The organism is Vogesella mureinivorans, from assembly GCF_007644035.1.
Classification (GTDB): domain Bacteria; phylum Pseudomonadota; class Gammaproteobacteria; order Burkholderiales; family Chromobacteriaceae; genus Vogesella; species Vogesella mureinivorans.
The window spans coordinates 1-261 of the sequence record NZ_VMTV02000773.1; the positions used below are offsets into that span (position 1 = coordinate 1).

Consider the following 261-nt stretch of genomic DNA (forward strand, 5'->3'; position numbering starts at 1 on the left):
TGTATATGCCTGTTATTGCATATAATCTTGTTCAATCTGTGCAGTTGCTTGGTGATGCTTGTAATAGTTTTGATGAGCATTGTGCAGTAGGCATTGAACCAAATCGTGAAAAAATTGATTATTTTTTACATAACTCGTTGATGTTGGTGACTGCACTGAATCCTGTAATAGGTTATGAAAATGCAGCAAAAGTAGCGAAAACTGCTTATAAAGAAGATAAAACCTTAAAAGAAGTCGCTGTAGAGCTAGGCTTTGTCACTC

At 35.6% G+C, this 261-nt stretch carries 1 pseudogene; it reads left to right on the top strand.

Annotated features, from left to right (window positions below):
• Positions 1-261 (top strand): annotated as a pseudogene (locus FLQ44_RS18160) (class II fumarate hydratase); the annotation flags it as partial.